This is a genomic window from Paenibacillus sp. FW101-FHT12H11 (assembly GCF_058790355.1).
In genome coordinates this window covers 445280-471485 of sequence record NZ_JBYTCO010000004.1, presented here as the reverse complement: position 1 = coordinate 471485, position 26206 = coordinate 445280, and the positions used below count along the sequence as shown (strand labels likewise).

The window sequence follows — 26206 nt, the reverse complement described above, 5'->3', positions numbered from 1 at the left end:
GCTTTCACCCCTTCCCGTATTTCTCAATCGCCCTTTGCAGGGAAGGATGCTGCGCCGCATAGGCATCCAGCGGTATCCCCTGAACCGCCGCCTCCCAGCCCAGCTTCATGCTCTCAAAGCCGGCTGCAGGGCCATCCGGATGAGCCAGCATGCCTCCGCCTGCCAAGTGCATCACATCGACGTTCCCCGTTGCCGCATACGTAGCCGGAGCCATCCCCGCCCACTGGGCTGAGGATACGACAGGCATTGCTTTATAGCCACCGAGCAGCGGCGCCGTGCAAGCCGCAATCGACCGGACCACCGATTCGTTGCTTTCATAAAACTTGCTATTTAAACCGTTAACGTGCAGATGATCAGCCCCGGCTAACCGGCAAAGCTTCTGATAAGCCGTGAATTCAATGCCCAGCAACGGCGAACGTGTCAGCATGCCCCATTGATTGCGATGTCCGTGAATGGGAACCTCGCTGAATTGGTTCAAATACGTCAGCCCCGACAGCCCGACGCTTAGTATGCTGACCATCACGCAGGTGCCGCCGGCTTTTACAACCAAATCATGATTCCGGCGCAGTTCGTCATAATCCCCTGTGATATTAAAAGCGTACATCAGCTTCTTGCCCGTAGCATCTGCAGCTCGCTCGACCGCCTCCATGACAGCCTTGATTTTGTCCGCTAATGGCGCATATGGGGGATTTGCATTCAATTCATCGTCTTTGATGAAATCCATGCCCGCTCTCCCCAGCTTCTCCACCAAAGCCGACAGCTCCTCCATGGATAAGCCTACGCTGGGCTTCACGATCGTCCCAAGGATCGGCCGGTCATACACGCCCGTCAGCTTCCGTGTCCCCTCTATCCCAAATTTTGGGCCAGGGTATCGCACCGTAAATGCCTCTGGCAGCTCCAAATCCAAGAGTCTCAGCCCTGACAATTCTTGAAGCTCATACAAATTGCCTGCAACAGCAGACATTAAATTCGGTATGGAAGGCCCGAAATTATGAAGGGGAAACGATACCGTCACTCGCCCGCGACGATATTTGCCGTCATGCCCCGGCGGCGCCTTCGCGCCCGGCAGGGAGGGCGTATCCGTATTGTCCAACGGCTCGATACGCTCCACTCTTGCGCCATGCCGCTCCTTCACGGCATCGGTCTCTCCAGGCACAGCCGTGAACGTCCCCGTGGACTGCTCGCCGGCGATGGATGCGGCAGCCCGCTCCAGCGAATACGCCGTTTCTACTAGGTAGACGGCTGTAACACGATCTTGATCCATATGGTTTCTCCCCTCTCTCTAAGCCAAATCGCTTTAGGACCCTGTCTTCGTTTCTTTGGCTGCTTCAAGAACAGCCTTTACATGTTCTACGCCGGATCTTGGGGATGAAAGCACAGGCTTGCCTGTTGCTTCTGCCAACGCTTGCTCCATGCGCGCCATGGAGCCTTGCGCCAATACCAGCACATCGGCGTCATTTGTTGCCCGTTTCGCCGTTTCCAGCAGCAAACGGTCGTGTTCTTCCGGCTTGCCGCTGATCAAGGCATCAAAGGCGCCTTCCGCGAGCCCGCTCACAAGCTGCACCTCTCGGCCGGCTTCGTCCGCCTTGCGCTGAATAAGCCGCAAGGTTGGCTCCAAAGTAGATGGCAGCGTTGCCAGCACGGCAATCCGCGTGTAGCCGGCTACCGCTTTGGCCGCCATCCATTCGTCGATTCGCACGATCGGAATGCCGATGGCCTCCACAGCTTCATCCGCCACATCGCCAACGGAGGAACAGGTGTTGAGGATTACATCTGCACCCAGCTCTTCCGCGTGCCGATAATACTGCACCAAATGGCGGGACACGACTTCGGGTATGTGCCCGGCACGCACGACATCGCCAATCAGGCTGTCATCGATAATATTCACGAGCCGAATATCCGGCAGCATCTCTTGAAACACCTTTTTCAAAGGGTCGGCTAAACCTTGACCTGTATAAATCGCAACAACGGTTTGCATGGAACTCCTCCTAGTCGCTTTCACTCCGAAAGCAGAATGTCTTTCACTCATTTGCTCATTTGCTCTTTCACTCACTCATTCACTCACTCATTCACTCACTTACCAAACAAATTCCTTACCCAATCGGCGATACTCCCCAGCCCGCATAGGAGCCTCCTCAAATACCTGCCGTCCACTGTACAAAGGTTTCTTCGTACCCTTCGGCGTTATATTTACAACATCATCCCCACGCCATTCCGTCTCAAAGGTTTGACCTACCGCATTCTCCAACGTCTTGCGGAAGCTCAGCGGGAAGGTCACCGTAATTTTCTCACCTGCGACAGCTGCCCCCAGCAAGAGGAAGTGCTTGTTCACCAAACTACTCGCTTCGCTGCCTTTGCCTTCAATCACTTCGCCATTACGTTCACGCACATACTTGATTTTCGTAAAGCCGGCCCACTCCGGGATTCGGATCTGCAGACGAGAGATATCCGTGTGAATATCGAGCACGACTTTCCCTTCATGCGGCAGGTAGGAGCTGACGTCCAGCCACTTGGAGCCGCGATTTAATAGAAAATTGACGCTGATCGTCCCTTTTTTCTCCGTAATCGTGTTACTCCAACCCATGAAAAGCCCGCGTGTGCCTGAGCCTAAGCAGCAAATTTGCAAATCGTTCGTATGGCCGCGTCCCTCATTCACATCACAAACGAAATCATTAGGCGCCGAATAACCTGCAAAAGAACCCCGTGTCCGCTCCGCTACTTTATAGAAGCTTTTATTCGCAGGAATGTCAGCCGACTTATCATCCGCTTCCTCCACCCAATCCAGATCCAGCAGCTGTGATTCCGCCAGATGGTTGCGCAAAAACCGTTCCACCGTTCCCCAATATTCCACATAGCCGCTTTGAGCCAAGGTAATGCCTGTCGCGATTAAGTCAACCAAGGAGCATGTTTCATGCTCATAAGCTTGCTCATGCAGATCGCCTGGCGTCCAGCCGAAGTTCGTGCATTTGGTCAACGCCCAATCGTAGCATTTCTTGACCCAAGCGAGCATAGCCGCATCGCCCGTGTAGACACCAAATCTCGCGATAGCGTCAAGCGTGCCAATCCGCGTATGAAAGTGCCCGCTTCGATAAGCCAGCGAGTCGTTGAAACTGCCGTCTTGATTGAATACACCGCTGCGCTCCATAATTAATGCCGTAAAAAATTGGCATAGTTCATAAGCATCCTGATTGCCCGTAAGCTCATGATATTTCAACAAAGGCATGACTAAACGGCCGCAGAAAGCTGCCGGATCGGGCGCCAAACGCAGTTGGATCGCGTTATTCGACGGCCAGCCCGTTTCTTTGTATTCCGAAGCCGGATAATACCAGACATCGCGCTCTTTAATCGCGATACGTTTAAGTGCCGCTACGTGGCGATCGGCCGCTTCTTTAACCTTCGTGTCCCCCGATTCCATGAACCAAGTCGTCAAAGATAAAATAACCGCCCGCTGATCAATCAGGTTCGCATTCGGCTCCCAATTGCGGGTTGGATTGATCTGTCTGTAGCTCATCCCGTCTTCTTTGAAAAAAGACAACAGGTTCGCACGATAACGCTCCTCGACCTCTTTGCCGAACTCTTCTCCTGACATGTGGCGGGCAAGAATTAATCCATCGATCATCCGTCCGTGCGAGGAACCATAGTCCCAATCGCCATGCGTCATAAAAGCAGGTTTGTGCATCAAATCAGCTGCAAAAAAAGGAATATAGTTATGGTCGCGGTCCGCCATGCCGATCATGGCATTGATGGCGTGTGCGGCGCGTTCTTCGAGCATAAGCGTATCGGGAATTAAATGTTTCGACATACCGTTCTCTCCTTATTGGTCCGCTTGACCGATGGCTTTGCGGTATTCACCGATGGTCATGCCGATTTTTCTTTTGAAAATTTGGCTGAAATACCGGTAATCCTCATAGCCCACCTTCTGCGCGACTTCGTAGTTTTTGTATTTTGATTTATTCATCAGCTCTTTGGCCTTATGCAAACGGATATCGGTTAAATAATCGACGAAATTTTTCCCCGTCATCTTTTTGAAAATCCGACTTAAATAGTCAGCATTTAAATAATAGCTGCTGGCAATTTGATGCAAGGAGAGGGACTGATCGTAATTGCTCTCCATCCATTTTTTCAGCTCGCTGACGACCTTCTCTCCCTGCTTTTCCCCGGATTGGCCGTAGAAACAGAGCACAGCAGGCAGCAGGTCATCTTTGAAAATCTTTTTCATCGCGTCCACGTCGTTACGTTGGTGAATCAGCTCCGAATACATGTGCGTATTTTTGCCGCAAATCTCCTCTAATCGAACATCCTTCGCCTGAAGCTGCTTCTCCACCGCATGCAGGAGTAAATCCGCACTCCACTGCAAATGCCCCACCGTCGTAACATCGCTTACGAATGCCGCAAATAACCGCTCGAATTCCTGCTCCACAGCCTGCTTATTTCCGGATTGAAGCACCCATAAGAACGAATTCTCTTGGTCCTGCGGATACATGCCGGATAACGGCACCGCTTTGTTCTCTGCAAAAAGCAAGGCGTTCACCGCTGACAGGAGTTTCCCAGACAAAGCTTTTCTCGCTTCGTGATAAGCCTCCCCCAGCTTGGCAGCCTCCAGCTTCCTAGTGCTCATGCCAAAGCTGATACTAACGCTTCCCGCCTGCTTTATAGCAGCCAACACACTTGTATGCAGCCGGCTAAAATCTTTGGCGTCCAACCGAGCCCCGCAAAGCGCAATCGCAATCTCCCGGCTGCTATCGTGCAGCGTCGTAACCTCGTACTCCCACCGCCCCCCAAAAAGGAAGGGCTTCATCCGGTTTAACTGCTCATGAATCACCGGCATCAGACGAGCATGATCGCAATGCTCTTGGAAAGTGTCCGTGTGACCGAGCATCACGGCATATTCACCGGCTTGCCAACTGGAAGGAACGAAGGCTTCCTCCCCTTCCTCGGCATGCAGCAGAAGCTGCCGCAGCCAATCCTCTCCTTGGACGCGGGAGGCTTTGCGTTTCTCCGCTTCGCGCCGATCCAGCTCAAGAAGCGCCTTTTCCACCACCGCAGCCAACTCTTCCTTTTTCACCGGCTTAAGCAGGTAGTCAAAGGCTTTGTGGCGAATGGCTTCCTTCGTATATTCGAAATCCGAATATCCGCTGATCACAATCGTCAGCAAGTCCGGGAGCTCTTGGCTGAACATGCCCAGCAGCTGTTTACCGTCGAGGCCCGGCATCCGCATATCCAGGAAGAGCAGGTCCGGCTTTTTATCCAAAGCCATCTCATAGCCTTCTCCCCCGTCACTTGCTTCGCCAACAAGCTCCAAGCCCCATTCGTTCCAGGAAATAGACTGAATTAATCCTCTTCGTATCCACTTTTCATCGTCTACAATGATGACTCTTCGCATTTCCTGTACCTCCTCAAAGACTTAGAATTCGCTTGACTCAACCTTTCATGGAACCCGCTGTCAGCCCGTCAATAATGTATCTTTGCAGCAGTAAATAAATGATCAGAATCGGGGCAATGACAAGCACCATGAAGGCAAACACAACGCCCCAATTCGTGCTGTACATCGTGACAAAATTGAAGATTTGCAGGACGATCGTCCACTTCGTGCTATCTGTCATCAGATAGAAAGGTCCGAAGAAATCGTTCCAAACCGACACCATCACCACAATGGATACGGTTACAAGCACAGTAAGCAGCAGCGGTAAAATCATCTGCCAATACAATCGGAAATAGCTGCAGCCCTCCAGCAAAGCCGCTTCATCCAATTCTCTCGGGATCGACTTCATAAAGCCCACGAGCAAAAACACAGCAAAAGGAAGCAGCACCGCCGTATAATACATAATCAAACTGAAATACGTACCTTTAATATGAAGATCACCCAACAGCTTAATCGTAGGCACAATGGAGACCGGAACAATCAGCCCCATAATGAACATGTAATAAGCTCCTTGCAGAAACCGATCATCTCTTCGTTGAATGATGAAAGCAGCCATGGAGGCAAATAAATTCACACAGACGACAACCAAGACGGAAATAAGAATACTATTTTTAAAGCCCCGCCAAATGTTTGCCTGCTGAAAGACTTCTTTGTAATTGGTAAAATGCCATTCGGAGGGAAGGGATAGGCCAAATAACGCCGATTCCCGAATGCCTTTAAACGAATTGACCAGAATCATCAGAAAGGGAATCAGAATCAGACAGGCCAAGCAAACTGCGACGATTTCCAGTATCCAGAGTGTCCACTTTTTCCTCATCACATCTCGACCTCTCTCTTCTTCATCGCCATCAGTACCGGAACGCCAACAATGGTGACTAGGACGAATAAAACAACGTTAACCGCCGTCGCGTAACCGAATAACCCTGTACTGAACATCCCGCGAATGTAGGTATAAAATACTTCTGTGGTATAACCCGGTCCACCTTCTGTCAGGACCATGACCATTTCAAACACCTTCATGGAACCAATCATGGAGAGAAGGACGTTGACCGTAAGTGCCGGAGCTAACAGTGGGAATATAATGGAGCGGAAACGCTGCCAATATTGCGCCCCATCCATGGATGAGCTTTCAATCAAATCCTTCGGAATAAACTGCAAGCCAGCCAAATATACAACCATCGAAAATCCGGCAACACGCCACAGGTCCGTCACAATAATTGAGAATAGGGCATACTTGGGGTCATTCAACCAGTCCTGCGCCATCACATGCAGCCCTACTGCATCAAGTACCGTGTTGACAATGCCATGCTCAGGGTGATAAATCGCTCGAAAAATATAACCTATGACAATCGGCGCAATCACATAGGGCAGAAAAAAGATCATGCGCAGCAGATTTCGCAGTTTAAGTGCTTCATTCAGAATTAAAGCTAATCCTAATCCCAAAAAGTTTTGCATCAAGGTCACAACCGCCGCAAAAATCAACGTATTGATCAAAGCCGTTTTCAATCTGGGTTCTTTGAACAGCTCGATATAGTTATCCAGCCCGTTGAAACGAATCTGCTCTGCATTGATATTCCAGTCCGTAAAGCTGTAATAAAACCCAATGATCGTTGGAGTAATGAAAAACAATAGAAACACGGCGAGAGCCGGGAATGAAAAATAAAGCGGGTATTTCGTCTTTCCCATCTCGTCTCCCCTCCTTCTTCATAAAGTGTTCCGGCCGGAACCAAGCTCCGACCGGACAGACAGACTTGGAACGAACCAGCTTATTTAAAGCCGTCAAGCAGTTTGGCTTTGCCATCCTTCTCATAGTTCGCAGAGAATTCCTTCAGCGCTTTGTCGACATCTCCGTCAATGAAGAATGTTTGCAGCGTTTTTTGGAAATCAGCGAAGGTTGGTGTCAAACGATTTTGCACGTTAATTTTCGCTTTATTCGCGTCGATCAGATCCTTCACCGTTTGTTGCACAGGATACAAGCTGCTCTTAGCGCCTTGGAAAATCGGGATACCTGGGCTCGTTTGGTAGTACAGGTCCACCATCTCCGGCGAAATCATGAATTTAACCAGCTCAGCAGCCACATCGGCATGTTTCGCTTTATTCGGAATCATCAATTGGTTCGGCGGCGTGATCATGGCTGTTCCTGCATCCGCAGCGGACGGGAACGGGAAGAAGCCAATTTTATTCGTCACGAACTCTTTCCCGAATTTCTTCTCCAATTGCGGAATAATGCCGTCGAGCATGAAGGCCATACCGACTTTGCCTTCGCCCATCAAATTTTGCAGCTCGTCAAATGTGCCGGCCAGCGGATTGGATTGAATCAGTCCAAGATCTTTTAATTCCTTCTGTTTGGCAAAAAGGTCTTTGAGTGCCGGAATATCGGCCAACTTGAGCGCATTTTTCTCTAAATTTTGAACCCCTGCATCTCCGATCGCCGGGTCCACATTCGATACCCAACCGGTGAAGTAGAACACTTGTGGCGGCCAACCGTCTTTGACACCTTCATAGAAAGGCGTGATGCCTGCTGCCTTTATTTTCTTAGCGCCTTCAATCATATCCGCATAATTTTTGGGAGGCTGAATGCCCGCTTTGCTGAATACATCCTTGTTATAATAAATGCCCATCATGCCGGTAGCTCCGAAAGGGACACCATAAATTTTCTTGTTCGCATCCGCCTGAAAATCTTTCATCGTCGGAATAATGCGATCCCATACCGCCTGATCCCCCGACCACTCGCGAAGCGTTTCAGAAGCTCTCAGCTTAACGTACTGCTTAGGGCCTGGCTGCATGAGGAAGAGATCAGGGAAGTCGCCCGTGGAGAAGCGCGTTTTCATCATGTTGTCGAAATCGCCGCCAGGCAGTGCCTGCAGCTCGACCTTATTGCCTGTTTTCGTTTCGAACTCTTTGAAGATTTTATTAAAAGGTGTGGCATCAACCGTATTGGCGATCGCAAACGTCAGTGTGACAGGATCTTTTTTCGCTGGAGCCGCTGTTGCTGCGGCTGTTGATGCAGCGGGCGTTGCAGCTGCCGGTGTGCTGCTCATTGTATTTGTGCCTGCGCTTCCACAAGCCGTTAATGCCATAACTGCCGCAACCGACGCAGACAGTGTTACCGTTTTCATTTTCCTCATTTTCTGTACCCCTCCTTCAATATTCCTTACAGATTTGATTATATTGCAACCGCTTACTTTTGCCCCATGCACGATAACGACTTTCTATGTTGAATATTCCTACATCCTAATCTCAACCAAGTTGCTGAAGCAGTTTCAGCGTCACTTCCGTTCCTATCCCTTTTCTGCTTTCAATTTGGAATTGAAACTGCTCGCCGTAACGAATCGTGTACCTGGCATATACGTTCTGGACGCCAATCCCTCCGCTTGCGGCAGACAGCTTATATTCTTCCTGATAAAGCGGTTGTCTCAGCGAGGCCAGAATCTGCTCCAGCCGTTTCTCCGAGATGCCGACACCGTCGTCTTTGACTTGGATATACACCCATTCCGCTTCCCTCCAAGCCTTGAGGCGAATCGTGCCCTTTCCTCTCTTGCGCTCAATACCGTGAAAAACCGCGTTTTCGACCAGTGGCTGCAGAGTCATTTTTAACATTGGAAAATGGTACAGATCATCTTCGATTTCCAATTGATAGTCAATCTTACCATCGAAACGGATACTCTGAATGTTGATATACGCGTCAATCTGTACGAGTTCTTCCTGCAGCGTAACGATTTCATCCGTATTTTTCGTGTTATAACGGAACATATCGGCTAGCGATTGCGACATCTGGCCAATCTCTTCTACATGGTGATAATCAGCCATAGCTTTGATGCTATCCAGCGTGTTGTACAGAAAGTGTGGGTTAATCTGCGAATAGAGCATCGCCAGCTCCACCTGTTGCAGCTTAATTTGATAAACATACTTCGTCTCGATTTGCTTCTGCAACTCATCCTGCATAGCGTTGAAATTCATCGCGATTCGGCCGATTTCATCTTTCCGCTTAATATCCACCCTCACGGAAAAATCGCCACGTTTAATGTGATTAACGGTTTTATATAAATCCAGAATCGGATTGGTAATGCTTCTTCCGAACAACAGCGATAGAATCGCAGTCACCAGAAAAGCAACCAAAGCTGTCCAGATAGCTGTCGTTTTGATGGAATCCAGCGGGCTGAATATTTCTTCTTTCGGCATGATAAGCACGGTTTTCCAATTGGAGTATTGGGAGCGGGTGTACGAAACCAGCATCGTCTGATCGCCGCTGCCCGTCCAAAACTTGCCGCCATCCCCTTTAATCTGGGATAAAGCTTCTGCATCCATTAAGGCTGCATGCCCCTCTGCGGAATCGTAAATCGGATTATTAATCTCATTTAAAATAAGAAAACGGCTGTTCTTCGTCAGGTCTGCACGCTGACCGATGCCTTTAAACAGACCGTAATTATAGTCGGCGCGCACCACAATAAATCCAGTCGGATTCGAGAAATCGCGAATCAGCATCGAAGTCGAATAGGCTGTCGGACTTTCCTCCTGCCCACTTACCGGGGGGGAAGCGAAGAAATTCACGAGCCCGTCTTTGGCTATTGTTTGCTTGAACCATTCGGCGTTCAGCACCTGGCTCGGGCTGCCGAAGGAGGTATTATCAGAGGAATTAAGCATCTCCCCATCGCTGTAGTAGATCTGAAAACGGATAAAATCGGGAATCGGCGTAATGTTAAAGCTTTTTAAAAACAGATCCCCAAGCTTCTGGCGGAATAGAAATTTATTTTGGCTGTCCATCGTCGGGTAAGCATTAATGTTGTCAATATATTCCTGTGTATAGTAGGGGGCGAGGAGCAGATTTCTTTTATTATGAAAATCATTATCCATGTTAAATTCAATCTGCCGGACGATTTGCGAGCTGGCGGTTTCTACGCGTTCCGCCATGGAATTGTAGGAGATATAAAATGAAGCGGTTCCAATCAAGGCAATGCAGAAAAGAATAATGACGAAATAACTTAATAATAGCATCGTACGAATTCTAGGAAATAAGGTCTCTAATCTCTTCCTTAAGCTTTCCATCCAACGCATCTTGATGACCCGCCTTTCTATCTATGCGAAAACAGCCGGAATCGGTTTAGAAGGCTGCGCTACCCGCTCACCCGCTATCCGATTCCGGTCTGTTTGACTTGCCTTTAGTTTAGCATAGAAACGTTTTCAAACACATAACTTCCTGAACCTACCTTGTGCACAGCCGCAGATGGCCCAGGGACATGAATGGTTGCTGTCGTATTCGCAGGCACATTCACATGAAGATGGAAGTCCCCATTCTCGGATAAACGCCACTCTACCGTTACTACGCCGTAAAGAGATTCATAACTTGCCTTCACCCAGCTCAAGTTACCGCCCGGCTTCGGCCTTATAATGACATGCTGAAAGCCTGGAGCCGCAGGATCCGCTTCAATGCCGGCCATATACCGGAACATCCATTCGCCGACAGAGCCAAGAGAATAGTGATTGAAGGAATTCATCGACGGCGTCTGAAAGCCTTGCTCCTCCGTCCATCCATCCCAGCGCTCCCAGATCGTAGTTGCCCCGTGTTTGATGGAATACATCCAAGAAGGGAACGCTTCTTGCGTCAAAAGCTTGTAAGCGACGTCCAAGCAGCCATTATCCGTCAGCGCCGGCAATAAGTAGCCTACGCCGAGGAATCCTGTTGATAACCGGTCGCCGCGCCCCTGAATGTCCGCCACCAGACGTTCCCGCGCTTGCCCGCGCTGTTCTTCCGTTAGCAGCCCGAACTGCAGCGCTAATACGTAAACCGTCTGCGTATCGCCGTGAATGCGCCCGTCCTCAGCGACAAAAGCTTTGCGGAATGCCGCAGCAATATCGCCAAATAAAGCTTGATATCGGTCTGCTTCCTCGCTTTTTCCTAATACGTCGGCAATTTGCGCAAGCAGCTTCGTGCTGTAAGCGAAGTAAGCTGTTGCGAGCACTTCGTTCGGCGTGTCAGCCCCGATAGATAGCCAATCGGCGTAATTGGCATACCCTGGACGCACCAGCTCATTGGTGGTGTTTTTCAGGTAGTGCACCCATTTGACCATCGCCTTATAATGCGTTTCGAGGATACGTACATCACCGTACATGAGATAGATCGTCCATGGGATAATGACGCCGGCATCTCCCCAACCGGAGTTGTCCGGGGCGAACCAGTTCAGCCTCGTATTCCAGTTTTTATGGCGAATCCAGCCCGCGTCGGGAGCGACATCCGTGAATGCACCTGAAGGCTGCTGGCAATCCACCATGTCCCAGACATATTTGCTGAAAAATCGGGAGACATCCATGTTGTATGCCGCTGTACGGGCAAAAATTTGCGCATCTCCTGTCCAGCCAAGCCGCTCATCCCGCTGTGGACAGTCCGTCGGCACCGACAAGAAGTTCCCGCGCTGCCCCCATGTAATGTTCGAATACAGCTGGTTCACCATTGCATCGGATGTCTCCAGCTTCCCGGTAACCGGCGTATCGGAATGAACAACTTTTCCTGTGATAGTAGCCAGATCAGGCTCTCCGGGGTAGCCAATCAGTTCCACATAACGGAAGCCATGGAACGTAAAGTGGGGCTCGTAACTTTCCAGTCCCTCTCCTTTTAAAATATAGTGATCCTGTTGGCAAGCCTCTCGCAAGTTATCCACATATAGTGTGCCATCTGGATTCAGTATCTCCGCATGACTTAATGTAATCATCGTTCCTCGCTCACCTTGCACCGTTACAGCCGTCCAACCGACCATGTTTTGCCCCATATCATAGATATAAGTACCTACGGCCGTCTTCTTCACGCTGATCGGTTTCATCGTCTTGGTGATGCGGATCGGCGGCTCAATCGCTGCCACAAGTAGTCCGTTATACCCTGAGCGCACATCCGGCGCTTCCCAAGCTGCGTCCACATAACCCGGCTCATGCCATCCGGTTAATTCCTCTCTCGCATCATAGGCTTCCCCCTTGATCATATCGGAATATTGAATCGGCCCTCTGGCCGTCATCCAGGAACGATCTGTAATCACTCTCTCCTTCGTTCCATCCTCATAATCCAAGCTTACCTGCATGAGGAAAAACGGTCTTTCCCCGTAAACTTTATCACCGAGAAACCCTACCGTTCCCGCGTACCAGCCGTCTCCCAAAATAACGCCGAACGCATTATCGCCAGCCTTCAGCTTGTCTGTAATATCGAAGGCCTGAACCTGTACACGAATGTTGTAATCCGTCCATCCCGGAGCAAAACGGTCACCAATTCGCTCACCATTCACATGCAAGTCATAGACGCCTAATGCTGTCGCATACGCAATAGCCCTACGCACCTTTTTCTTGACCTCGAACGATTTTCTGAAAAATGGAGATGGCTGCATGAGCGCGCCCGGCTCGGATTTGCGTCCGATCCATTGCGCCTTCCAATCGCCTCGTGACAAAATCCCCATCATCCAGAACGCCGTCTCGCTCCATTCCGTAACTGCGCCAGCGCCATCCCAGACGCGCACTTTCCAATAATATTCCCCTTCAGACTGGGGGGGTTGCCCCTCATACGGGACATGAGTCGATGCGTTGGAACTCACTTTGCCGCTGTCCCACATATCCGCTTGATCACTCGCCAACTTTTCCCTAGAAGATGCAACCATGATGTGATAAGCGCTCTGCACGACTTCTTGGTTATCTGCTTCCAACTGCCAGAAAAACCGGGGCTTCAGGACGTCGAGGCCGATCGGATTCCGCATATATTCGGTTTTACAATGTGCTACTCTTGTCGTCATTAGGTAACCCTCCATTTATTGTGCTGTTAATGGTGAAACAGGTCTCAAATGTATCTTAAAATTCATCGGCTCAGCTTTAATCAAATACTTGTCGAGCGTAGGCGCATAGCCGCAGCTATGATTGCCTAAACCACTCTGTCTGGCATCCAGTTTGACAATGGTTTGCTCCACCCTTGTGAGGTGATGAACATGTTTCGTTGCTGCCAAATCCTCCGTCGTGTAGTGGTGAACACTCGTGTCGAAGGTCGGCTCACCTGTGAACAACAGCCCGACTCCTTCTTGATTCCGAAGGGACGACCACCTTACGTCCGCCTTATTGCCATTCTCCTGCGGCTTGATATACGGCACGAACTGCTCCTGTACCGATCCGCTGTATACGCCCAGCTTGCCGCTCTCTTTACGATCCGCATAACATTCGTGCGGCCCACGGCCAAACCACGTCAGCTGGTCGAAGCTGTCCGGCATCACAAGCTCTACACCGAACCTAGGCAGCGGCGGCAGCTCCTCCCTCGGGTCAATCTGCACGTCCAGCGTCATTTCACCGGCTGCGGCGATGGTATAGACCACGCGGGAATCAAAAGCAATCTTCCCGCCTCGCGCCCCAACAACGGACTTGACCGTGATCCGGCCGCCTCCCGCTTCCGTCCGGTCAACGGCAACGTCGCGCACATCCGTAACAAGCCGATTGTAGCCGGCTTTCACCCACTCTTTGGCGAGGTGAACATCGTTATCAACCGGAGCACGCCATAGATGGAGCTTGGGGCCTGCCGTCAGCAAGGAAACTCCTTTGTACGTCCACGCTGTCATTGCGCCTTGATTTCTATCAAACACCACTATGAAATCTTGGCCTGCAAGCGTAATTTCATTGCCCGCTTCTTGCAGTATCAAAGGAGTTGCCTTTTGAACGGCATCCTTCGGCTCAGATGCCTCAGTGACCGTTAGCACCGGAATATCCGCCCAGGCGATTTCATGGCCCTTTTCAGCCCAGATGGCTGGATCCCGCAGCATAAAATGGATGTGAAGCCAGTATTCACCCTTGTTTTTCAGCTTGTGTACGTCAATAGGGACGTGGATGTCCTCAGTCTGGCCCGCAGGCGTGTGCAGCCTTGCAAGCTCCCCTTTTTCCACCATGACGCCATCCTGCCACAAGCTCCATAATCCCTGTAAATGGGATAAGGACACAAAATCATACCTGTTCCGGACCCTCAGCTTGCCTAGCGCTGCATCCGTAACCTCGATTTTCACCGGCTCAATGGCTTTCTTGTATTCCAACAAAGAAGATTTGATCGACCGATCCGGGAAAAGCAGCCCATCCAGGCAGAAATGGCCGCTGTGGGGCTCTTCACCGAAATCGCCGCCATACGCATACCAGGCTTCTCCTCGCTCCGCCTGCTGCCTGATGCCTTGGTCCGCCCATTCCCAAATCAGGCCGCCAAGCAGCCGTGGGTATGCGTAGATTACCTCCCAATACTCTTGCAAATTCCCCACCGCATTGCCCATGGCATGCCCGAATTCGCACATGAGGTAAGGGCGTTTATCGTCCTTGCAGCCTTCTTGTATGACGGTTTCCACCGCCGGATACATCGAGCTGACGACATCAACGACGGGTGCATCATAAGCACGTTCGTAATGAATCGGACGCGTCGGATCGGCCTCCCTGATCCATGCTGCCATGGCATCATGATTAGCCCCGTAGCCGGACTCATTGCCAAGCGACCACATGATAATGGATGGATGGTTTTTATCCCTTTCAACCATACGTTTCGCCCGCTGGACGAACGCTTCTTCCCACTCAGGCTGCTGTGCCAGATGCCCTTCATTCCCGTAAAAGTGAAATCCGTGCGTCTCCAGATCCGTTTCATCGATGACATATAAACCATAACGGTCGCACAGCTCCAGCCATCGTGAATCATTCGGATAGTGCGATAAGCGCACCGAATTGATGTTGTGCTGCTTCATCAAAGTGATGTCGCGCAGCATCGATTCTCTCGTCGTTACATAGCCTAGCTCAGGGTCGAACTCGTTACGATTAACGCCCTTAATAATAATCGGACTGCCGTTAACGAGCAGTTGTCCCTCCTTGATCCTAATGTCCCGGAAACCGACGTGAATGCTTTTGACCTCTACGATTTGCTGTTTCTTGTCATACATGGTGAGTAGTAATGTGTATAAATAAGGCGTTTCCGCCGTCCACAATCGAGGAGATAGCACCTCATGAATTAGCTCTGCTACAGGTTCATCCTGCCGCACATGATGGTAGCGATCACAGACGATATGCCGATCCGCATCCAACAGCGTCGTTCGGAGTTGAAAGAAATCCGATTTGGAAAAAGACGCCTCCGTTACGCCCGCAAAAGCAACGCGGATCTCTAATTTCACTTTGGCATAACCCTCATCCAAATGAGTCCTGACTCTAGCGTCCCTCACCGACACTTGAGGGGTGGACAACAAGTAAACGTCGCGAAAAATCCCGCTCATCCGCCATTTATCCTGGCTCTCCAGATAACTGCCGTCGCTCCATTGATACACTTGTACGGCAATAACATTTTGTCCTTCGTTTAAGTAAGGGCTTACATAAAACTCGGAATGAAAGTGGCTGCCTTGGCTATAGCCGATGAAATGGCCGTTTATCCAAACGTGAAAGGCGGAATCCACCCCTTCAAAAACAAGATGAACCCGTCGATTGTGCGTTGTCTCTTGGAAGTGAAACTGCGTTCTGTAGCAGCCAACCGGGTTTTGGTTAGGTACATATGGCGGATTGATCGGAAAAGGATACGGGCAGCTGCTATAATGGGGTCTCCCATACCCGTGTAACTGCCAGTTGGAAGGGACCGGTATTGTAGCCCAGCCGTTCGGTTCAAAGCTTGCCATATAGAAATCGACCGGCACTTCCGCCACAGATTCCACGTATTTAAAATCCCATTCGCCATTCAGCAACTGCACATTAGGCGAGCGTTCTCTTTCATTAAGGAGGGCACTCTCCCAATCGTCATATGGAATCAAATCCGCATGCGGCGCCTCTGTATTTCTCTCTAGAATGCTTAGATTTTGCCAATCTGGAATGTGATCTCCAGGCATCATGTTATTCGCCTCCATCGTCTATCCTTTTCAGCATAGTCTACGAATAGCCATGGTGACTATTCAAAAATCCGACCACTTTTGTTGTGAAAACTGTGCTTAGACTACCTTAAACATTACACAAAAATCCCCTTAGCAATGCCAAGGGGAAATAAAATACCTATTTAGTTACTTCTGAGCCCTTAATCGTATAATTCATATTGTTTTCATCAGGAACATCGACCTTAAATCTGCCAATTACGGTTTGTCCATCTACATCATATAAGGAGATAAAACGATCACTTGAGACTCTATTTTTCTGTTTTTCAATTGCCTCCTGGGGGCTTTTCGGCTCGTCCCCAAACAAGTCTGAAGATTTGATATAACCAGAAGTGCCATCAACCCCAGTTGCACTAATTAAATCGGGTGCGTCATCAGGAGATTTAGCTGTCGCTAATGAACCATAGGCTTTTCCTTCTTTATTTCTGGGATAATCATTTTTTGATTTGGTTTGTGCATGAGTTTGAGGAGGATTAGAATCAGCTAAAGCTTTTGTAATACTAATACTTCCCACTCCAACTCCTAGTGCAAAAACAAGACCCAACGCAACAGGTTTTAGAATCGTCCTTTTAAGTGCCATATTAAATCATCTCCTCAGTTGTTAAGATTTGGACTTTGGTATGTGCTTTGAATATCATATCCATTGCCATTATAAGCTTTGGTGTAACCTTGACTATAGTACGTCCCGCTTACAGTATAATCTGATGTAGAATAACCAATTCCGACAGCGGAAACAGAGTTATAAACAAAGTCTGTATATGAAATTAATTGATTAATATCATTGTAAAGCCTTGCTGATACTCCCATATAGCCTGAAGGGACATTGACGCTGCTTACATTACTAATGTTTGTTGTTGCTCTTACTTTAGGACTAAACGTTGTAACAGAAGCAGAATTATAATAACTGTAACCATTGATCGGACCAAAAGTTATAGTGTTACTGGTTGCAGAAGCTGCATATGCGGCTGATGCACTAGCTCCGAAAAGAGCACCAGCAATCATTTAATACCTCCATTTAAATTAGATTAAATCCGCCAAAAAAAATTCTTTGAATTAGTCCAAGGCATTCACCTTCACTTGATGTAAGGATTCTTAATTGGTTGTAATAGAGGTTTCCCACGCTACAACCAATCTTAATAAAATAGATTAATACTACGTTTCTAGGTCAAATCGGAAGATGCAGAAACATATAATTAGTGGCTAATATTGTAATAATACCCCTTATCTATTTTCCATTAATAATATTTTAATGGAATTTTTTTGAATTTAAATTATACCCAAATTTTAGCATAAAGACCTATATAGTTCAATTCATATTCTAGTAAAGTTTTTATTAATATTATTTTACATCTAATCAAAATACTAGGCGCATTGTAATCTGTATACGTTGAATTTGCTTATTAAAATTTATCGGGTTGAAAGTGAGTTTCGCCTCTAGGCTTTCCAGCAAAAAGTCATAGCTGCTCATACAATCGCTCTTAATCTCAGATACAAAACAAAAAACCTGAAACTCCTTATGAATCAAAGGAATTTCAGGTGCCGTAAATCAAAAGGTACATCATCCATACTTTGAGTAATTACAATTCCTCTTTACCAATCGTGTGCGCAATCCCTGTCTCGTTAAAATACACTTGGGTTCCAGAATTTCCTTTTAAACAATTGTTGAGCGACTACAATTTCCACTTCCTTTGACGATACTCCGTGGGAGTGAAGCCCATATGACGCTTGAACATCTTGGAAAAGTGCACATAATCCGAAAATCCAACAGCCGCACTAACTTCGTAAACTTTATTAGCCGAATCCGCAAGCTGTTTGGCGGCTTTATCCATTCTCAATCGGATCAGATACTGGCTGAAGGGAACGCCAAGCTCTGTTTTAAACATATGGCTGAAATTAGCCGGTTTGACTTCCAGCTGCTGGGCAATTTTCGTTAATGTAAGCTCAGGATCGCCAAAATGCTTCTCCACATAGGCAATTCCCGCTTGAATCACCTTTCCGTATCCCCAGTTTCTCGTCCCCCGAATCGACTTCATGGCGGCATAGATATGGGCAATGAAGGTGTCGAAGTGATGGGTACTCTTATCCGAACCTCGCGGAAACGGTAATTCTTGCCCTGAAACAGAACGAAATTCATCTTCCAACAAGGCGATATAACCCGTCAGTTTTCTTTCCATATCATAGGCAGTCAACCGGTTATTCGTTAATTCATGCTGCAACGAGTTCAGCTCCTTCTCAATCTCCAGCTCCCGGAGATCCCATAAATCGCGGGCCAGCTGCTTCGCACTCGTTTTGAATGACCATAACTGCTCCTTGTTGTCATGAACAATACGTGCTTTCTCTAGCAATATCTTCTCCCGCAAGGCATGTAATGTTGGCAGCAGGTGTTCCTCATTAATCGGTTTCAATAAATAATCCGCTGCACCGGCACGCAAAGCTTGCTGAGCGTATTCAAATTCCCCATAACCGGATACTACGATGACCGAAGATGAAATGCCTTCCTGTTTAAGAGCCGACATTAAGGCTATTCCATCCATGACAGGCATACGAATATCCGTAATAAGGATGTCCGGCACATGCTGCCTTGCCAGGGCAAGGGCCATCTGCCCGTCCTCTGCTTCCCCTACGATTTTGAATCCTTCGGCTTCCGTCTCCATCAGAGCGATCAGCCCCATTCTTACGATCGGTTCGTCTTCGACAACGACGACGGTCATCATACGGATCGCTCCTTCCGATAAGGCATTTTAATCTCGACAATGGTTCCCGTGTTATCTGAGCACACAATGGAAAGGCCATAGGGTTCACCGAATTCAAGTCTTAACCTGCTGTGAACGTTCCACATGCCGATCCCTCCGAATGGAGCGCCTGCTTGCAGCATTTGCTCCTCCGACATGTAGGCAAAAGCTTGATTATACGTCTCCACCAGATCTGGCGGCATCCCCCTGCCTTTGTCGATTATCAAAAGTTTGATTCCACCATCATCGAAGCTGGCTCGAAGGCCAATATACGTGGGCTTAATCGAATAATCCTCATAGCCATGAATAAAGGCATTTTCGACAATCGGCTGGATCGTGAGACGAAGTGTATGAATATCCTTCAAACCATTCAAGTCCAAATCGACGTCTACTTCCAAGCTTTGATAACGTTCCTTCTGAATGTGAATATAGTTGAACATGTGCTGGATTTCTTCAGCCAGCGATACCGTGTCCTCCGGATTGTCGATGCTGTATCGGAATATATCGGACAACCATACCGTCATCTGACTGATCGGCTTCACCTTGGCGATGATGGCATAGGCATTGATAACTCCCAACGTATTATAAAGAAAATGGGGGTTAATTCTCGCTTGCAGCATCTGAATCTTGGATTCTCTTTGGTGAATGGCCATCTCTTTTTCCTTCTGATGGGAAGTATGTATCATTTTAATCAGCCGATTCAAATCTTCTAACATCAGGTTGAAACCTCTGTTCAGACTTCCGATTTCATCCTTACGCAGCGGAGCGCGAATGCTCAGGTCGCCCATCTCCACTTTTTTCATTAAATTCATTAAGTGCGAGAGTGCACGCGTGATGGAGAGTGAAAAGCTGAGAATCGTCACAAAGGCCAAAACAATGAGCAGCAAGACAAACCCTAAGGTTAGATTGCGAAAATAAATCAAATCTTCCATCAGTTCCCGCAGCGGAACTTCCGACACAATCGTTAACCCTGTTGATGCTGAGCGGTTATACACAACAATTGACTTGCCTGCTCCTGTCCCGTTTGTAAAGTAAGGCGTATTTATGTTTTCGAAATGACTCTTATATTTTGCCGGCAGTAGCTGCTGCCATTTTTGCGGATCAGGATGATACAAATACTTGTCGTCCGTGTTCACGATGGAGATCATCCCTGTTTTACCCAGTTGGGCTTGGTTAATGATGTCGGTCGTTCGGTTCAAGGATAAATCAATGATCAGATAACCTGCGGTTACATATGTCTCATTATCGATGATTCTTCGAAAGACCGTAATAACCTCCGTACCGTCTCCTGTCATGCTAATACCCAAAATTCGAAAATTGTCCTTGTTGTTATCAGCGAATTCTTTTCTATAACTATCTACACGATCTGAGAAAGCTATGTTGCTATAATAAGGACCTTTCAGTGAAATAATGGACAGTCCATAGATATCATCTCGATTATAGACCATGTTGGGAATGAGATCCGCCCGAATACGCGAGCTTAAATCATAATAGTCATATTGATTATTAGGGTCTATTTTGACAAATTGCTGTACGAGTGGATGGGCAAGCAGAGGAAGTGTCGCCTTTTTTATATCAGAAAAATAGACATCAAGGTTGTAGTTGATTTGGCGCATAAGCTGTTGGTTATTATTAATGGCATTATCCTCAATGGTTTCCATGGAACGATCGTACCAGAACTTACCTAGGATTAAAAACGGCAAACAGAAGAAGCCGAAGAAGAGCAGAACCAGCTTTAACTTAATCGTCATCGTCTTGATTCGCATACTGCATTCCCCTTTTTCTTCCGTCTGATCTTCTATGTTGTCTACTATAAAAATAACGTATTTTACGAAATCAAGATACCCTAATCTATTCTTTGACCGAACCTAGCATCGCGCCTTTTACGAAATGCTTTTGAAGCAGCGGATACACGATGAGAATCGGTAAGGTAGCGACGAGCACGATGCCCGCTTTCATCATTTCCGGCGTAAACTGCGTACTTAGTTGGAAATCGCTCATTCCGGTATTGGCACCATTGTCTACAATGAGATTACGCAGCAGAACTTGAAGCGGGTACAAGTCTCGCGAGCGAATGTATATGGTTGCTGAAAAATAGGAATTCCATTGACTGACGGTATGAAATAACGTAATAGTCGCCAATACGGGCATAGATAATGGCAAAACAATTCGCGTATAGATGCGCAGTTCCCCGCAACCATCCATTTTGCCCGCTTCAAACAATTCCCCAGGAAGTGCTTTAAAAAAAGTCCGAATGATCAGAACATAAAATGCGCTCATCGCTCCAGGAATAATGAGAGACCAAAGCGAATTAATCATGCCCAACTGTTTGACTAACAAATAACTCGGAATTAAAGGGACAGGAAACACGAACGTAACGACAATAAGCTTCAAAATGATTGTCCGCCCCGGCATCTTCGGCCTCGTAAGCGTGTAGGCTAAGAGCGAACAGAGGAGCAGCGTCACAAGCGTTCCCACGACAGTAATATAAATGCTTACTCCCATGGCTTTCCAAATCTCGTCTAACGCAAAAATAGATCCATAGACATCAAACTGCATGCCTTTGGGCCAAAGCCCTACCAATTTGGCATTCGCATATTCCGGGAGGCTAAGCGACACAGCCAATAAGTGAATTAATGGCGCGATCATGCTCAAACTGGTTACAATCAAGACCGTTATATTTACAACTGAAAACCATTGAAAGGAACGAGCGATTTTCAGGTCAATCCCCTCCTGTTTGTCTAATAAACACTTTCACCTGTTGTTTTTCTGCTTAACGTATTCACCAACGTCAACAATATCAACCCAATGACGGATTTAAACACACCAATTGCAGTAGAGTAACTATACTGGCTGTCTAGCAAGCCAACTCTATAAATAAAGGTATCGAATACTTCACCGACATCTCGCACAAGCGGGTTTAAGAACATCAGCATTTGTTCAATATTAGCATCCAATAGATTCCCTACTCTAAGAAGCAGCAGAACGATAATTGCCGGCATCAGCGATGGCAGCGTAATCGACCATATTTGCCTAATTCGACTTGCCCCATCTACAGTGGCAGCTTCATATAAGCTCGGATTGATTCCGGCTAGCGCGGCCAAATAGATGATAGTGCCCCATCCAATTTCCTTCCAAATGCTAATAGATATAATCGTTCCTAGAAAGGTTGTCGAGTTCCCCAGGAAGTCAAAGGGTCCAAGACCAACGTAATGAAGCAATTGATTCATCCAGCCCTTAGCGTCAAGCAGATTGGAAAAGATACCGCCCACAATAACCCATGACAGGAAATGCGGTAAATACAACATCGTCTGAAGTGGACGTTTCAACCACATTGCCCGTAATTCGTTCAACAATAAGGCTAGAATCAAAGGCGCCGGAAAACCAAATAAAATGGAGTAAAGCCCCAATTTTAAGGAGTTGCGCATAATAATCCAGAAATCATCGTATCGGAACAACGTCAGAAAATGATCCAACCCCACCCATTTGCTGTGCATAAAACCTTGAAATAGGTTGTAATTCTGAAATGCGATGAGATTACCTGCCAGAGGAATGTATTTGAAAGTAAAAAAGTAGAGTAACCCGGGGATTGCCATGAGAATAAGCACCCAGGACTCTTTGGATCGGATCTGTGCAAACAGGGCGTTCTCCCCCTTTGTGAAATAATGTGGATCGAGCAACAGAAGGTCCAAGTCGGAGCTGAGCTCGATCCACGCTTAACCGGGTCTATCCGTTATTTCGTATTGAATTTGTTATACCATTCTGTCGCTTCTTTAATTGCGGCATCGCCGCCCCGCTTTTTCCACTCCACCACAAAGTTATCGAACGCTGAATCCAGCGGTTCCTTCCCCGTAAGCACCTTGGCGAACATGTCCAGGAAAAGCGTGCCTTGAGCAGCCCCGATATTTAATTCCGGATGGCTTGCAAGCGATTCCAAACGAGGCATATATTTCGCTTCATTCGGGATGAGACTTTCTTTGGACGTGGCATACCCTTTGGTAATCTTATCGGATTCCGGCAGCGCCTTAAGCACAAGTGGAGCTGCGAAACCGATCTCACGCGGGTTCAATGAAACCTGGTACATTTGGAAAGCATTTTTCTCTGCATTGACCGGCTGGTTAATATCGTACTTAATTTGCCCGTTTTCTTCCGTGAAGTTTTGTCCTTTGATGCCATATGCAAAAAATTGGTCAGCATCAGGACTGCTGTAAGCCCACTCCAGATACTTAATGATGTTCTCCGGATTTTTGGTTTTGGCCGGAATCACCCAGACGAAATAAATCTCATCGGATTGCAGCGCCATGCCTTTATCACCGCGTGGACCTTGTGGGGGGGCAATCATGCTAACTGAGGCTGACGGTTGGTTAAGGAACGTTTTTGCTGCGTTATCCTTGCCGTACCCAGCCAGGTATTGATAAACGGCAGCTCCCCATACCCCAACTTCCCCTTTGGCAATGGAAGCATTCTGTTCATCTTCTTTTTTCACAAATAAATTGGGATTGATGTAGCCTTTATCGTATAACTGCTTGTAGAAAGCGATCGCTTCCTTCATTCTTGGATCGATAATGTCCGGAACGAGCTGCCCGTTCTTGAGGCTCCACTTGTTCGTATGAACACCGAATGCAGGTGTGAAAATATCCGTCCATACAATATTGTTGAACATGCCTAAACCATATTCATCATTTGGATCGCCGTTGCCGTTCATATCTTCTTTTTTAACCGCTTCGAAAAAGGCTAAGTAGTCGTCAAGTGTCTTAGGAGTATCCATTTTCAGCTTATCCAACCAATCCTGGCGGATAAAGATAGAACGGTCGGCCGGTACCCCACGGGTAACAGGGATGCCATAGATTTTACCGTCCTTGGAAATACGGGGACTTTTCCAGAATTCTGCGGGTATTTTCTTTTTCAGCGTAGGCGCGTATTTATCAATGAGGGGACCGAGTTCGAGAAAAACGCCTTGATCGACAGCACCGCTGTGAATGGTAGATACGATACTGTCCGTCCGGATCAAGTCAGCCAGATCACCGGATGCAAACCGTAGGGATAACTGCTGGGCATAATCGCTATGTCCCAAGAAATCATACTTCACATTGAAACCGGATAATCGGTTCAGTTCTTTCTTGTAGATATCATCTTCTTTGGCTTGTTTGGCATAGGCAAATTCGGAATGGGACAGAAGAATATGAATGGGATCGGAAGCCGATGCACCTGAAGTGGAAGTTGCTTTTGGATCAGTATAAGAATTGCCGCAGCCGGCTAGCATAACAACAGACATCAAAGCTCCAACTATCGTGATTGCGCTCCGCTTGCGAAGGAAACGGGAGTTGTTCGAAAGTGCTTTCAAATGAAGTAGCCCCTCTCTATACACTTTATTATCATGGGCCCATGATAGTTTTCATTATATTAACACTTACAATAAATTTACATGTGTTTTTAGTCGGAATTATGTGTTTATTCAAAATACATAGATAGCAAGGTAAGAAGGTTGTTTGGCACGTTATGGACAACTACTTCAACTTCGTAATGGACAAGAGCGAGTGGCAGGATACCGACATTGTCTTTGAAATCACCGTGAAGGACGGAACAACAGAAGTTCGCTTTACGCACGTAGGTTTAGTCCCATCATACGAGTGCTACAGCGTTTGCTCGGACTCCTGGGGCACCTATATCAACGGAAGCCTACGCAGCTTGATTACGGAGGGTAAAGGCCAGCCCAACCAGAGCGAGCGGATTGCGAATAAACACGGCTTGGAAAACTCTTAGGAAGACTAGGAAGACTCGGCAATCCCTTATCCCTTACCCACAATTCTCTCCTCATGCAAAAAACCAAGGAGCTAAGCGAGAAAAGCTCGCATAGCTCCTTGGTCTTTAAATGTTTGAAAATCTGGGATGCGGTCGGAGGGATTTGAACCCTCACGCCTTGTGAGCGCCACCCCCTCAAGATGGTGTGTCTGCCTTTCCACCACGACCGCATAAGAGGATAAAAAACTGACCCGTAGGGGACTCGAACCCCTGTTACCTCCGTGAAAGGGAGGTGTCTTAACCACTTGACCAACGGGCCACGAAAGTCATGAAGCTTGTGCAGCCCATTTTGACGACAATTGTTATTATAAAGGATCAAATCTCAATTGACAAGTGCAAAATCTGGATCACTTCCGGACAAATATGGTATGCTGAAACCAATTCAACCTGACCGAGGTGTTTGGTTTGTCATCCATGCTCATATATGATTCTACACAGGCAACCGTCCACGAGGAAGAGGTGCGCATTCCATCCCCAAACGAAGTTGTTTGGGTGCGAATGGAGAACCCGTCGCCCGACGAAGTCAAACATGTCCTTGGCGATGTATTCAAGTGCCACCCGCTCCTCGTTGAGGATGCCATCAAACTAAACCAACGGCCGAAGATGGATACGTATAAAAATCACGTCTTCCTAACCTTCTTTGCTGTCTCCGAGGGGCTGGAGCCCCAAGAAATTGCGATCGTGATCGGCTCTAATTTTGTTATCACCGTTTACAAAGACAAGCTCCCTTTCATGGATCAGCTCTACCTGACATGCCAAGAAGTGCCTGAACGAATCAGCCATCCCGGCGTCATTTTGCACGCCATTCTGGACCGCTGTGTTGACGATTATACCGTCATCGTGGAACATCTGGACGATCGGCTCGACCACATGGAGCAATCCGTCTATCAAAATCCCGCGATTCGCATCGCGCAGGATATTTTCCAGCTGAAAAGAATCATGCACCAGCTCCGCCGCGTCATTGTCGATGAGCGAATTGCCCTGGCGGCTATTGCTCACCACTCTTTTCCATACACGCGGGAAGAAGATAATGTCTACTTCATGGATGTTATGGACCATATTTCGCGCGTCGTAGATTCGCTGGATATTTTCCGTGAGTCGCTGACAGGGCTGCTTGAGCTCCAAATGAGCATGAAATCCGATCGCATGAACGAAATTATGAAAACATTAACGGTTTTCAGCACGATTTTTCTGCCGCTCACCTTTATTGTCGGCGTCTACGGCATGAACTTCAAAATCATGCCCGAGTTAGGTTGGGACTATGGTTATCTGTATGTCTGGATCCTGATGATTGGCATTGGTTTCTTGATGTGGTACTTTTTCAAACGTAAACATTGGTTTTGACTATCATCCATTGCGCAAAACAA

19 protein-coding genes and 2 tRNA genes are annotated in these 26206 nt (G+C 47.7%); 2 read left to right on the top strand and 19 right to left on the bottom strand.

The window, feature by feature from the left end:
• Window positions 1-4 precede the first annotated feature (4 nt).
• From AC3WTJ_RS15580 to AC3WTJ_RS15500, 17 genes are all read right to left on the bottom strand, one after another.
• Window positions 5-1264 carry a ribulose-bisphosphate carboxylase large subunit family protein gene (locus tag AC3WTJ_RS15580; RefSeq protein ID WP_492522541.1) on the bottom strand — a complete coding sequence of 420 codons (1260 nt, stop codon included), beginning with the start codon at window positions 1262-1264 and terminating at the stop codon, window positions 5-7.
• 33 nt (window positions 1265-1297) lie between these two features.
• A complete protein-coding gene (locus tag AC3WTJ_RS15575; protein WP_492522540.1) occupies window positions 1298-1978 on the bottom strand; it encodes an aspartate/glutamate racemase family protein in 681 nt (226 codons plus the stop codon).
• A 99-nt stretch (window positions 1979-2077) separates the two neighbouring features.
• Window positions 2078-3802 carry a hypothetical protein gene (locus AC3WTJ_RS15570; protein WP_492522539.1) on the bottom strand — a complete coding sequence of 575 codons (1725 nt, stop codon included), beginning with the start codon at window positions 3800-3802 and terminating at the stop codon, window positions 2078-2080.
• Between the two features lie 12 nt (window positions 3803-3814).
• On the bottom strand, window positions 3815-5383 hold the full coding sequence (locus AC3WTJ_RS15565; protein ID WP_492522538.1) for a response regulator transcription factor: 1569 nt from the start codon (window positions 5381-5383) through the stop codon (window positions 3815-3817).
• 37 nt (window positions 5384-5420) lie between these two features.
• A complete protein-coding gene (locus tag AC3WTJ_RS15560; protein ID WP_157317894.1) occupies window positions 5421-6239 on the bottom strand; it encodes a carbohydrate ABC transporter permease in 819 nt (272 codons plus the stop codon).
• Window positions 6239-7108, bottom strand: coding sequence for a carbohydrate ABC transporter permease (locus AC3WTJ_RS15555; protein WP_326059176.1), 870 nt, complete (start codon window positions 7106-7108; stop codon window positions 6239-6241). The genes AC3WTJ_RS15560 and AC3WTJ_RS15555 overlap by 1 nt, the downstream gene beginning before the upstream one ends.
• Before the next feature lie 80 nt (window positions 7109-7188).
• Window positions 7189-8550 carry an ABC transporter substrate-binding protein gene (locus AC3WTJ_RS15550; RefSeq protein WP_492522537.1) on the bottom strand — a complete coding sequence of 454 codons (1362 nt, stop codon included), beginning with the start codon at window positions 8548-8550 and terminating at the stop codon, window positions 7189-7191.
• 112 nt (window positions 8551-8662) lie between these two features.
• Complete coding sequence (locus AC3WTJ_RS15545) at window positions 8663-10477, bottom strand: sensor histidine kinase (RefSeq protein WP_492522536.1); 1815 nt, start codon at window positions 10475-10477, stop codon at window positions 8663-8665.
• 104 nt (window positions 10478-10581) lie between these two features.
• On the bottom strand, window positions 10582-13188 hold the full coding sequence (locus tag AC3WTJ_RS15540; RefSeq protein WP_492522535.1) for a family 78 glycoside hydrolase catalytic domain: 2607 nt from the start codon (window positions 13186-13188) through the stop codon (window positions 10582-10584).
• A 15-nt stretch (window positions 13189-13203) separates the two neighbouring features.
• The gene (gene lacZ, locus AC3WTJ_RS15535) at window positions 13204-16269 is read right to left on the bottom strand and encodes a beta-galactosidase, LacZ type (protein ID WP_492522534.1); all 3066 of its coding nucleotides are present in this window, start codon (window positions 16267-16269) and stop codon (window positions 13204-13206) included.
• Window positions 16270-16426: 157 nt separating this feature from the next.
• Window positions 16427-16885 carry a hypothetical protein gene (locus AC3WTJ_RS15530; protein WP_492522533.1) on the bottom strand — a complete coding sequence of 153 codons (459 nt, stop codon included), beginning with the start codon at window positions 16883-16885 and terminating at the stop codon, window positions 16427-16429.
• A gap of 14 nt (window positions 16886-16899) precedes the next feature.
• Window positions 16900-17307, bottom strand: a complete 408-nt coding sequence (locus tag AC3WTJ_RS15525) for a hypothetical protein (protein ID WP_492522532.1) — start codon at window positions 17305-17307, stop codon at window positions 16900-16902.
• A gap of 668 nt (window positions 17308-17975) precedes the next feature.
• Window positions 17976-19019 (bottom strand): response regulator transcription factor, encoded by a 1044-nt coding sequence (locus tag AC3WTJ_RS15520; RefSeq protein WP_492522531.1) that lies wholly within the window; start codon window positions 19017-19019, stop codon window positions 17976-17978.
• Window positions 19016-20803, bottom strand: a complete 1788-nt coding sequence (locus AC3WTJ_RS15515; RefSeq protein WP_492522530.1) for a sensor histidine kinase — start codon at window positions 20801-20803, stop codon at window positions 19016-19018. Before AC3WTJ_RS15515 ends, AC3WTJ_RS15520 begins: the two co-directional genes overlap by 4 nt.
• Before the next feature lie 85 nt (window positions 20804-20888).
• Window positions 20889-21686 carry a carbohydrate ABC transporter permease gene (locus AC3WTJ_RS15510; protein ID WP_157317886.1) on the bottom strand — a complete coding sequence of 266 codons (798 nt, stop codon included), beginning with the start codon at window positions 21684-21686 and terminating at the stop codon, window positions 20889-20891.
• 92 nt (window positions 21687-21778) lie between these two features.
• Window positions 21779-22633, bottom strand: a complete 855-nt coding sequence (locus tag AC3WTJ_RS15505) for an ABC transporter permease (protein ID WP_492522529.1) — start codon at window positions 22631-22633, stop codon at window positions 21779-21781.
• A gap of 137 nt (window positions 22634-22770) precedes the next feature.
• Window positions 22771-24381 (bottom strand): extracellular solute-binding protein, encoded by a 1611-nt coding sequence (locus tag AC3WTJ_RS15500; protein ID WP_492522528.1) that lies wholly within the window; start codon window positions 24379-24381, stop codon window positions 22771-22773.
• Window positions 24382-24536: 155 nt separating this feature from the next.
• On the opposite strand from AC3WTJ_RS15500, the gene AC3WTJ_RS15495 reads away from it, so the two are divergent.
• Entirely contained in the window at window positions 24537-24800 is a 264-nt protein-coding gene (locus tag AC3WTJ_RS15495) for an SRPBCC family protein (protein WP_492522527.1), read from the top strand.
• 127 nt (window positions 24801-24927) lie between these two features.
• Here AC3WTJ_RS15495 and AC3WTJ_RS15490 read toward each other — a convergent pair.
• Both AC3WTJ_RS15490 and AC3WTJ_RS15485 read right to left on the bottom strand, forming a co-directional pair.
• Window positions 24928-25009 (bottom strand) — tRNA-Leu (locus tag AC3WTJ_RS15490).
• A 17-nt stretch (window positions 25010-25026) separates the two neighbouring features.
• Window positions 25027-25098: transfer RNA gene (locus AC3WTJ_RS15485), tRNA-Glu, on the bottom strand.
• A 155-nt stretch (window positions 25099-25253) separates the two neighbouring features.
• On the opposite strand from AC3WTJ_RS15485, the gene corA reads away from it, so the two are divergent.
• Complete coding sequence (corA, locus tag AC3WTJ_RS15480) at window positions 25254-26183, top strand: magnesium/cobalt transporter CorA (RefSeq protein WP_492522709.1); 930 nt, start codon at window positions 25254-25256, stop codon at window positions 26181-26183.
• The last annotated feature ends 23 nt before the right edge of the window (window positions 26184-26206 follow it).

Bases quoted from the DNA above. Each gene is read 5' to 3' on its own strand.
- AC3WTJ_RS15580 (WP_492522541.1), bottom strand. From the start codon at position 1,264: ATGGATCAAGATCGTGTTACAGCCGTCTACCTAGTAGAAACGGCGTAT.
- AC3WTJ_RS15575 (WP_492522540.1), bottom strand. From the start codon at position 1,978: ATGCAAACCGTTGTTGCGATTTATACAGGTCAAGGTTTAGCCGACCCT.
- AC3WTJ_RS15570 (WP_492522539.1), bottom strand. From the start codon at position 3,802: ATGTCGAAACATTTAATTCCCGATACGCTTATGCTCGAAGAACGCGCC.
- AC3WTJ_RS15565 (WP_492522538.1), bottom strand. From the start codon at position 5,383: ATGCGAAGAGTCATCATTGTAGACGATGAAAAGTGGATACGAAGAGGA.
- AC3WTJ_RS15560 (WP_157317894.1), bottom strand. From the start codon at position 6,239: ATGAGGAAAAAGTGGACACTCTGGATACTGGAAATCGTCGCAGTTTGC.
- AC3WTJ_RS15555 (WP_326059176.1), bottom strand. From the start codon at position 7,108: ATGGGAAAGACGAAATACCCGCTTTATTTTTCATTCCCGGCTCTCGCC.
- AC3WTJ_RS15550 (WP_492522537.1), bottom strand. From the start codon at position 8,550: ATGAGGAAAATGAAAACGGTAACACTGTCTGCGTCGGTTGCGGCAGTT.
- AC3WTJ_RS15545 (WP_492522536.1), bottom strand. From the start codon at position 10,477: ATGCGTTGGATGGAAAGCTTAAGGAAGAGATTAGAGACCTTATTTCCT.
- AC3WTJ_RS15540 (WP_492522535.1), bottom strand. From the start codon at position 13,188: ATGACGACAAGAGTAGCACATTGTAAAACCGAATATATGCGGAATCCG.
- lacZ (WP_492522534.1), bottom strand. From the start codon at position 16,269: ATGATGCCTGGAGATCACATTCCAGATTGGCAAAATCTAAGCATTCTA.
- AC3WTJ_RS15530 (WP_492522533.1), bottom strand. From the start codon at position 16,885: ATGGCACTTAAAAGGACGATTCTAAAACCTGTTGCGTTGGGTCTTGTT.
- AC3WTJ_RS15525 (WP_492522532.1), bottom strand. From the start codon at position 17,307: ATGATTGCTGGTGCTCTTTTCGGAGCTAGTGCATCAGCCGCATATGCA.
- AC3WTJ_RS15520 (WP_492522531.1), bottom strand. From the start codon at position 19,019: ATGATGACCGTCGTCGTTGTCGAAGACGAACCGATCGTAAGAATGGGG.
- AC3WTJ_RS15515 (WP_492522530.1), bottom strand. From the start codon at position 20,803: ATGCGAATCAAGACGATGACGATTAAGTTAAAGCTGGTTCTGCTCTTC.
- AC3WTJ_RS15510 (WP_157317886.1), bottom strand. From the start codon at position 21,686: ATGATCGCGCCATTAATTCACTTATTGGCTGTGTCGCTTAGCCTCCCG.
- AC3WTJ_RS15505 (WP_492522529.1), bottom strand. From the start codon at position 22,633: ATGGCAATCCCCGGGTTACTCTACTTTTTTACTTTCAAATACATTCCT.
- AC3WTJ_RS15495 (WP_492522527.1), top strand. From the start codon at position 24,537: ATGGACAACTACTTCAACTTCGTAATGGACAAGAGCGAGTGGCAGGAT.
- corA (WP_492522709.1), top strand. From the start codon at position 25,254: ATGCTCATATATGATTCTACACAGGCAACCGTCCACGAGGAAGAGGTG.